6 protein-coding genes are annotated in these 7,072 nt (G+C 63.6%); 2 read left to right on the top strand and 4 right to left on the bottom strand.

Annotated features, from left to right (window positions below; translation table 11 throughout):
* The 4 genes from icmH to ABI582_RS27805 form a co-directional block, all read right to left on the bottom strand.
* A partial coding sequence (icmH, locus tag ABI582_RS27820; RefSeq protein WP_442120880.1) for a type IVB secretion system protein IcmH/DotU occupies positions 1–787 on the bottom strand: 787 nt, incomplete at its 3' end.
* Positions 788–1,003: 216 nt separating this feature from the next.
* Positions 1,004–1,975, bottom strand: coding sequence for a biotin-dependent carboxyltransferase family protein (locus ABI582_RS27815; protein WP_442120879.1), 972 nt, complete (start codon positions 1,973–1,975; stop codon positions 1,004–1,006).
* The gene (locus ABI582_RS27810; RefSeq protein ID WP_442120878.1) at positions 1,972–2,859 is read right to left on the bottom strand and encodes a 5-oxoprolinase subunit B family protein; all 888 of its coding nucleotides are present in this window, start codon (positions 2,857–2,859) and stop codon (positions 1,972–1,974) included. Before ABI582_RS27810 ends, ABI582_RS27815 begins: the two co-directional genes overlap by 4 nt.
* A 90-nt stretch (positions 2,860–2,949) precedes the next feature.
* A complete protein-coding gene (locus ABI582_RS27805; RefSeq protein ID WP_086979726.1) occupies positions 2,950–3,708 on the bottom strand; it encodes a 5-oxoprolinase subunit PxpA in 759 nt (252 codons plus the stop codon).
* A gap of 120 nt (positions 3,709–3,828) precedes the next feature.
* On the opposite strand from ABI582_RS27805, the gene ABI582_RS27800 reads away from it, so the two are divergent.
* Together ABI582_RS27800 and treS are read left to right on the top strand one after the other, a co-directional pair.
* Positions 3,829–4,746: a LysR family transcriptional regulator gene (locus tag ABI582_RS27800; protein ID WP_063423564.1), complete on the top strand. Its 918-nt coding sequence runs from the start codon at positions 3,829–3,831 to the stop codon at positions 4,744–4,746.
* A 228-nt stretch (positions 4,747–4,974) separates the two neighbouring features.
* A complete protein-coding gene (treS, locus tag ABI582_RS27795) occupies positions 4,975–7,041 on the top strand; it encodes a maltose alpha-D-glucosyltransferase (protein WP_338747257.1) in 2,067 nt (688 codons plus the stop codon).
* The last annotated feature ends 31 nt before the right edge of the window (positions 7,042–7,072 follow it).

The raw sequence follows: 7,072 nt of genomic DNA, 5'->3' as shown, positions 1-7,072 counted from the left end.
GGGCGGAGATTACCAGCGGGCTCCACCAGGGCCACTCCCAGCGTCGCGGGCGGTGGGGGCAATGAACGACGTTGGTGTAGGGGTCGCACACCTCTTGCGGCGTGGGGCCACGCAGTTCGCGGATGACCTTGTGTATGCGCGAGATCAAGGCGTTGATGATGTCATCGCACTTGGGGTCCAGCGCATGCTTGCCCCTGAGGCCCAGGCAAAAGCAGAAGTACAGGAACTCCAGTACATCCTGGAATTCCTTGGGCGCCTGCATGACCCGTTCGAGCAGCACGAAGATCTTTTCGCCGCCCTGGGTTTCGTCGTGGAAGATGCTGAGCAGCGGCTCGTGGCTCCAGCACGAGTTGTTGCCCCACGGGCGGCTCATCACGGCCTCGTCCAGGTACAGGCACAGGGCATAGGAATAGACTTCCTGGTGGGCGATGGGGTAGCCGTGCTGCTGCATTTCTTCGCGAATGTTGCTGACCTGGTTTTGCACGGATTTGTGCACGTAGGCGATGTTTGGCAGGTCATCCAGGGTACGCAGGCGAATGACCAGGCCGAACAGCGGGCTTGCCGCGTCGAGCATCAGGTTTTCGAAGCCGCCGCGCAGCTGGAACTCCGGGTCGGCGGGGTAACCTTCAAAATCCGGGTCACCTGCCCGCTGCCGCTGGTCAGCCGGATAGGGTGAATCGCTAACCTCCGGCACTTCGAGCATCGCGTAGACGCTGCGTTCTGAAGCGTCATGGGCATCGACAGCGCCGTCGGGTTTTACCGGAGGCAGATCGGATGGGCCGGGCATGAAGTGGTCCTTGTCTTCGAGAAACTGAGGACAAGAACACTATCGAGGAATCAATTCTCCAAGGAGTCTGAGGCTTCCCAAATGCTTGTAGGATCCTTCTCTACATCAAGTTTCCAAACGTTTCCCTGGCAACATCCTGCTAGCGAATAGCGCCCTGAAGGAGCGGGTTTTCCGCTCCTGCAGGAATCGCACACCCCTTCCACAAGCGCGTCGCGCTCAGCCAAAGAGCCTTGCCAGGCAGGCCAGCTTCTTCTTGTACGACCGCCGCGCCTCCAGCGCCTGCTCCAGGCTCACCGCCAGGAACCGTGCCTGCTGGTTGGGCTGCATCTGGCCGATCAGGTCGAGATCGGCGCTGATCACCGTGCCGATCATGGCGTAGCCGCCACCCGACACCGCATCACGGTGCAGGATGATCGGTTCCAGCCCCGCAGGCACCTGGATAGAACCGATCGGGTAGCAGCTGTCGACGATGTTCGACGGGTCCGAGCCGGCACCGAACGGTTGCTCCCGCGGCTGGAAGCTCAAGGCGCTGCCGCCTTTGTAGCGATAGCCGATACGGTCCGCTTCGGAGCCGACTGTCCAGGCCTGGGTGAAGAAGCTTTGCGCTGCGGCCTCGGTCAGCCGATGGAAGTACAGCCCCGGCACCACCCGCACCACCACCTCGCCGCCCAGGGCCTGGCGCAGGGCCATTGGCAGGCTTGCGCCGGCGCGCGTCTTGCCGCTGGGCACACCGACCGGCAGCACGTCGCCTGCCATCAGCTTGCGCCCGTGGAACCCGCCCAATGCCCCCAGCGCGTAGGTGGAACGGCTACCGAGCACCTCAGGTACATCAATGCCACCGGCCACGGCCAGGTAGGCACGCGCGCCCGCAGTCGGGAAGCCAAAGCGCAACACCTGCCCTGCGCGCACGGTAAATGCCGTGTCGGGGCGCTGCTCGCGGCCATCCAGCAAAGCGGGCATCTGTGCACCGCAGACCGCCACCAGCGCATCCTGCTGGAACTCCAGCTCCGGCCCCACCAGCGCGCACTCAAGGGCTGCTGCGCCCGCCGGGTTGCCCACCAGGTGGTTGGCCGCGCGCAGGGCGTACTGGTCGAGTGCACCGGACGGCGGAATGCCCAGGTGGTAGTAGCCTTCACGGCCCAGGTCCTGCACCGAGGTGGCCAGGCCGGGTTTGAGTACCTTGATCATGCCAGTACCTCCTGCAGCGACTTGGGGTAACCGACCGGGTCGGCAAGGAAGGCATCCAGGGAGAACTCGACCGGGCGAATACGCAGGTCGAAGCGGCCCTCCTCCACATCTGCCACTGCCTGGTCGTAGGCCCGGCGATCAATGGGCTTGAACTGCACGATGTCACCCGGGCGGAAAAACACCATGTGCGCCTTCAGGTAGTTCAGTGTTTGCTGAGGGTCGTAGATCGGTGCTGGGGTGACGCCGAACATCTGGTAGCCCCCTGCACCGCGCACTGAGTAGATGCAACCGAAGCAACCGCCATGGCCCAGGGTGAGCTTGGGCGTGTCGGTACGCGGGCGCAGGTATTTAGGCACCTGCAGCTGCCGCTCGCGCTCGACCATCTGGAACATGAACGGCAGGCCGGCCACGAAACCGACCATCGACACGAACCAGGGCGCACCACTGTGGGCGGCGATGAACGCGTCGACATCGGCCAGCCCATTAATGCGTGCCGCGTATTCCAGGTCGGTGCTGGCCGGGTCCTGGTGGCGGTCTCGGAAACGCATGAGGGTTTCATGGGTCCAGGGGTCGTTGTACAGCACCGGGATCTCGATGATCCGCGTCTGCAACGAGCGCTCGGCCACAGCCTGGGCCTCGGCACTTTGCACCGCTTCAAGCAGCGCCTGCGGCGCGATGCGGTCGGGGTCGAAGCGGATCTGGAACGAGGCATTGGCCAGGCACACGTCCAGCACGCCATCCAGAGCCAGCCGTTCAACGGCGCGGGTGACGGCCATGCCCTTGAAAAAGGCTTCCAGCGACATGCTGTCGCTGACTTCGGCAAACAGGTGCTCGTCTGCGCCGAAGCTGTAGCGGATCGGGGTTGTAGCAAGCGGTTCGGCCATGACTGTTCCTTTTCTTGGAATCTTTATAGAAAGGCAGGCGAAAACAAATTATACGGGCTCCGGCTTGTGCCAGACGGATGCCTCACGGGCTCAGCGCGGCGCGCGCACCACAATACCGGCCGCGTCCAGCGCCCTGCGCGTAGCCTCGACCAGGTCGAGAGCGCCGGGGGTGTCACTGTGCAGGCAGATGGAATCGAATTCGATGGCCAGGTCCTGCCCCTCGACCGTGCGCACCAGGCCCTGCTGGCATGCCCGCAATACGCGCTCGGCAACCGCGTTGGGCTCATGGCCGCGCACATTGCGGGTGAACACGATCGAGCCGCTCAAGTCGTACTCACGGTCGGCGTAGAACTCGCGAACCACCGGCTGGCCCAGTGCCTGGGCAATACGGCAGATCACCGAGCCCGGCATGCAGTACAACAGCAGTTCCGGCTCGATCACCCGCAGGTTTTCCACCAGCAGGCGGGCGGCTTCTTCGTCACGCGCCAGGTGCATGTAAAGCGCACCGTGCGGTTTGATGTGCTGCAGGCGCACCCCTTGGGCACGGGCAATTTCGCGCAGTGCACCCAGCTGGTAGAGCATGTCGTCGACCAGTTCCTGGGCTGGCGCGTTGATGTGCCGGCGACCGAAGCCGACAAGGTCACGAAAACCCGGGTGCGCACCCACCGCCACGCCCAGGGCCTTGGCCCGCTCGACGGTGCGGCGCATGGTACCGGGGTCGCCGGCATGAAAGCCGGTGGCGATGTTGGCCGTGCTTATGTAGCCCATCAGCTCGTTGTCGACACCGTCGCCAATGGTCCACGGGCCAAATCCCTCACCCATGTCCGAGTTGAAATCCACCACCTGCATGACTGTCTCTCCTGGTGCTTGTGACTGCATGCAAGCCACGTTAGATTCTCCTTACCCCCTTGGGAAGATCTATAAACAGATAGGGTGTCTTCTGAAAATCAGATACCCCAGGAGCCAACCGTGTCACTGACCCTGCGCCAGGTCCGCTACTTCGTTGCCACCGCCGAGATCGGCCAGATTTCCCAGGCAGCCATCCACCTGAACATCTCCCAGTCGGCGGTGACCACGGCAATCAAGGAACTGGAAGCCATGCTTGGCGTGCTGCTGTTCCAGCGCTCGGCCCAAGGCATGAGCCTGACCGAGGCCGGCCGGCACTTCCTGAACCGCGCCTACGTGATTCTGCGCAGTGTTGACGACGCACTGAACAGCCCGCTGCCGAACGTGCGCGCCAGCGGCCTGCTGCGCCTGGCGGCAAGCTACACAGTGATCGGCTACTTCCTGCCACACCACCTGCAGCGCCTGGAACACTGGCACCCGGATGTGACCCTGGAGCTGTACGAGCAGGAGCGCAGCGCCATCGAGCAAGGTTTGCTGGAGGGGCGGTTCGACATGGCGGTTGTGCTCACGGCCAACCTCACCCACCCCGACATCGTCTCCGAAACACTGTTCAACTCCGAACGCCGGCTGTGGCTGCCCGGCCACCACCCGCTGTGCGAGCGCTCGGCAGTAAGCCTGGCCGATGTGGCCTGCGAACCGTTCATCCTGCTGACCGTAGACGAGGCCGAGCAAAGCGCCATGCGTTATTGGGAACTGGCCGGGCAGCGCCCGAGCGTGCGAGTGCGGACCAGCTCGGTGGAAGCCGTGCGCAGCATGGTTGCCAATGGCAGTGGTGTGGCGATCCTGTCAGATCTGGTGCACAGGCCTTGGTCGCTGGAGGGCAAGCGCATCGAGACGGTGACCATCAGCGACCCGGTGACACCCATGAGCGTGGGGCTGGCCTGGCACCGGGAGCGGGCGTTCAGCCCGGCGATGCAGGCCGTGCGTAATTACTTCCATGATGCGTTTCTGGCGCCCCAACAGTTGTCCGCCCGGCGCTGAGAGTGTGCGCTAGCAGGGCCGGCCTCTTCGCGGGTAAACCCGCTCCCACAGCTACTGCACCGGCCTTGAGAACAGTGGCTACCTGAATGAGCCACCACCCCCTGGTGCGACGCGGTCAATGTGGGAGCGGGTTTACCCGCGAAGAGGCCATCACAGGTTTCAGCCGAACGATCAGGCTGCAATGCCGTCATAACCTGAGCCGGTGCCGACACGCAAAGAGGACGCGAAATGACCCAGCCCGACCCGTCATACGTCAAATGGCTCGAAGACCGCGCCATGCTCAAGGCTTCCCAAGACCGGGCCAGCCTGTATTCGGGGCAGTCACGCCTGTGGCAACAGCCCTACGCCGAAGCCCAGCCCCGCCGCGCCACTGAAATCGCCTCGGTCTGGTTGACCGTCTACCCCGACGCTATTATCGCCCCGCAAGACTGCTCCGTGCTCGGCGCGCTGGCCCACGAAGCGCTGTGGAAGCGCTTGTCGGAGATCGGCATTCAAGGCCTGCATACTGGCCCGATCAAGTTGTCCGGCGGCATCCGTGGCCGCGAACTCACGCCCAGCGTGGACGGTAACTTCGACCGCATCAGCTTCGATATCGACCCGCTGTACGGCAGCGAACAGGAACTGGTGCAGATGAGCCGCATGGCCGCCGCGCACAATGCCGTGACCATCGACGACCTGATCCCCTCGCACACCGGCAAAGGTGCCGACTTCCGCTTGGCCGAGATGGCCCACGGCCCTTACCCGGGGCTGTACCACATGGTCGAAATCCGCGAAGAAGACTGGCCGCTACTGCCTGAGGTGCCCACCGGCCGCGATTCGGTCAACCTGCTGCCGGCCCAGTGCGACGAGCTCAAAGCCCGCCATTACATCGTCGGCCAGTTGCAACGGGTGATCTTCTTCGAGCCCGGTGTGAAGGAAACCGACTGGAGCGTCACGCCGCCCATCACCGGTGTCGATGGCAAAACCCGTCGCTGGGTATACCTGCACTACTTCAAGGACGGCCAACCCTCGCTGAACTGGCTGGACCCGACCTTCGCCGCCCAGCAAATGATCATTGGCGATGCCCTGCACGCCCTGGACTGCCTGGGCGCGCGCGGCCTGCGCCTGGACGCCAACGGTTTTCTGGGCGTGGAAACGCGGGCCAGCGGCACCGCCTGGTCGGAAAGCCACCCCCTGTCGATCGTCGGCAACCAGTTGATCGGCGGCATGATTCGCAAGGCGGGCGGCTTCAGCTTCCAGGAACTGAACCTGACCCTGGACGACATCGCGCAGATGTCCAAGGGCGGGGCCGACCTGTCCTATGACTTCATCACCCGGCCGGCCTATCAGCATGCGCTGCTGACCGGTGATACCGAGTTCCTGCGCCTGATGCTCAAGGAAATGCACGCCTTCGGCATCGACCCCGCCTCGCTTATCCATGCCCTGCAGAACCACGACGAACTGACTGTGGAACTGGTGCATTTCTGGACCCTTCACGCCCACGACATGTACCTGTACAAGGGCCAGACCTTGCCCGGCAGCATCCTGCGTGAGCATGTCCGCGAAGAGATCTACGAACGCCTCTCGGGCGAGCACGCGCCCTACAACCTGCGCTTCGTGACCAATGGCATCGCCTGTACCACGGCCAGCCTGATCACCGCAGCGCTGGGCATCCGCAACCTTGAGCAAATCGGTGCAGCAGACATCGAGCTGATTCAGAAAGTGCATCTACTGCTGGTCATGTACAACGCCATGCAGCCAGGGGTGGTCGCGCTGTCTGGCTGGGACCTGGTCGGTGCCCTGCCCTTGCCCGCCGAAGCAGTCGCGCAGCGGATGCTGGATGGCGATACCCGCTGGATTCACCGGGGCGGTTATGACCTGGCCGGTCTCGACCCACAGGCGGAGGTATCGGTGCGTGGCATGCCACGGGCCAGGGCACTGTATGGCAGCCTCGACAGCCAGCTGGAAAACGCTGATTCATTTGCCTGCAAGGTGAAGAAGCTGCTGGCTGTGCGGCAGGCCTATGGCATCGCCACCAGCCGCCAGGTGCTGGTGCCTGAGGTCAGCAGCCCAGGATTGCTGGTGATGGTGCACGAACTACCAGCCGGGCGCGGTATCCAGATCAGCGCACTGAACTTTGGCCAGGAAACGATTGCCGAGGAGCTGCAGCTGACCGGGTTCACGCCCGGGACGGTGGTAGACATGATCAATGAAACGGTCGAAGGCGATCTGACCGAGGACGGGCGATTGCTGGTGAACCTGGACCCTTACGAGGCGCTGTGCCTGCGCATCGTCAACAGCAGCGCTCATGTGTAAGGGGCGCCGCAGCTAAGGCGGTGCAGTAGCC

Source organism: Pseudomonas sp. SAS7, assembly GCF_052112345.1.
GTDB classification, from domain to species: domain Bacteria; phylum Pseudomonadota; class Gammaproteobacteria; order Pseudomonadales; family Pseudomonadaceae; genus Aquipseudomonas; species Aquipseudomonas putida_Q.
This window is presented reverse-complemented; position numbering and strand designations above follow the sequence as displayed.

What these genes read in the sequence shown, in the direction of transcription:
- ABI582_RS27805 (WP_086979726.1), bottom strand. Translation starts at nt 3,708, where the DNA reads ATGCAGGTGGTGGATTTCAACTCGGACATGGGTGAGGGATTTGGCCCG.
- ABI582_RS27810 (WP_442120878.1), bottom strand. Translation starts at nt 2,859, where the DNA reads ATGGCCGAACCGCTTGCTACAACCCCGATCCGCTACAGCTTCGGCGCA.
- ABI582_RS27815 (WP_442120879.1), bottom strand. Translation starts at nt 1,975, where the DNA reads ATGATCAAGGTACTCAAACCCGGCCTGGCCACCTCGGTGCAGGACCTG.
- treS (WP_338747257.1), top strand. Translation starts at nt 4,975, where the DNA reads ATGACCCAGCCCGACCCGTCATACGTCAAATGGCTCGAAGACCGCGCC.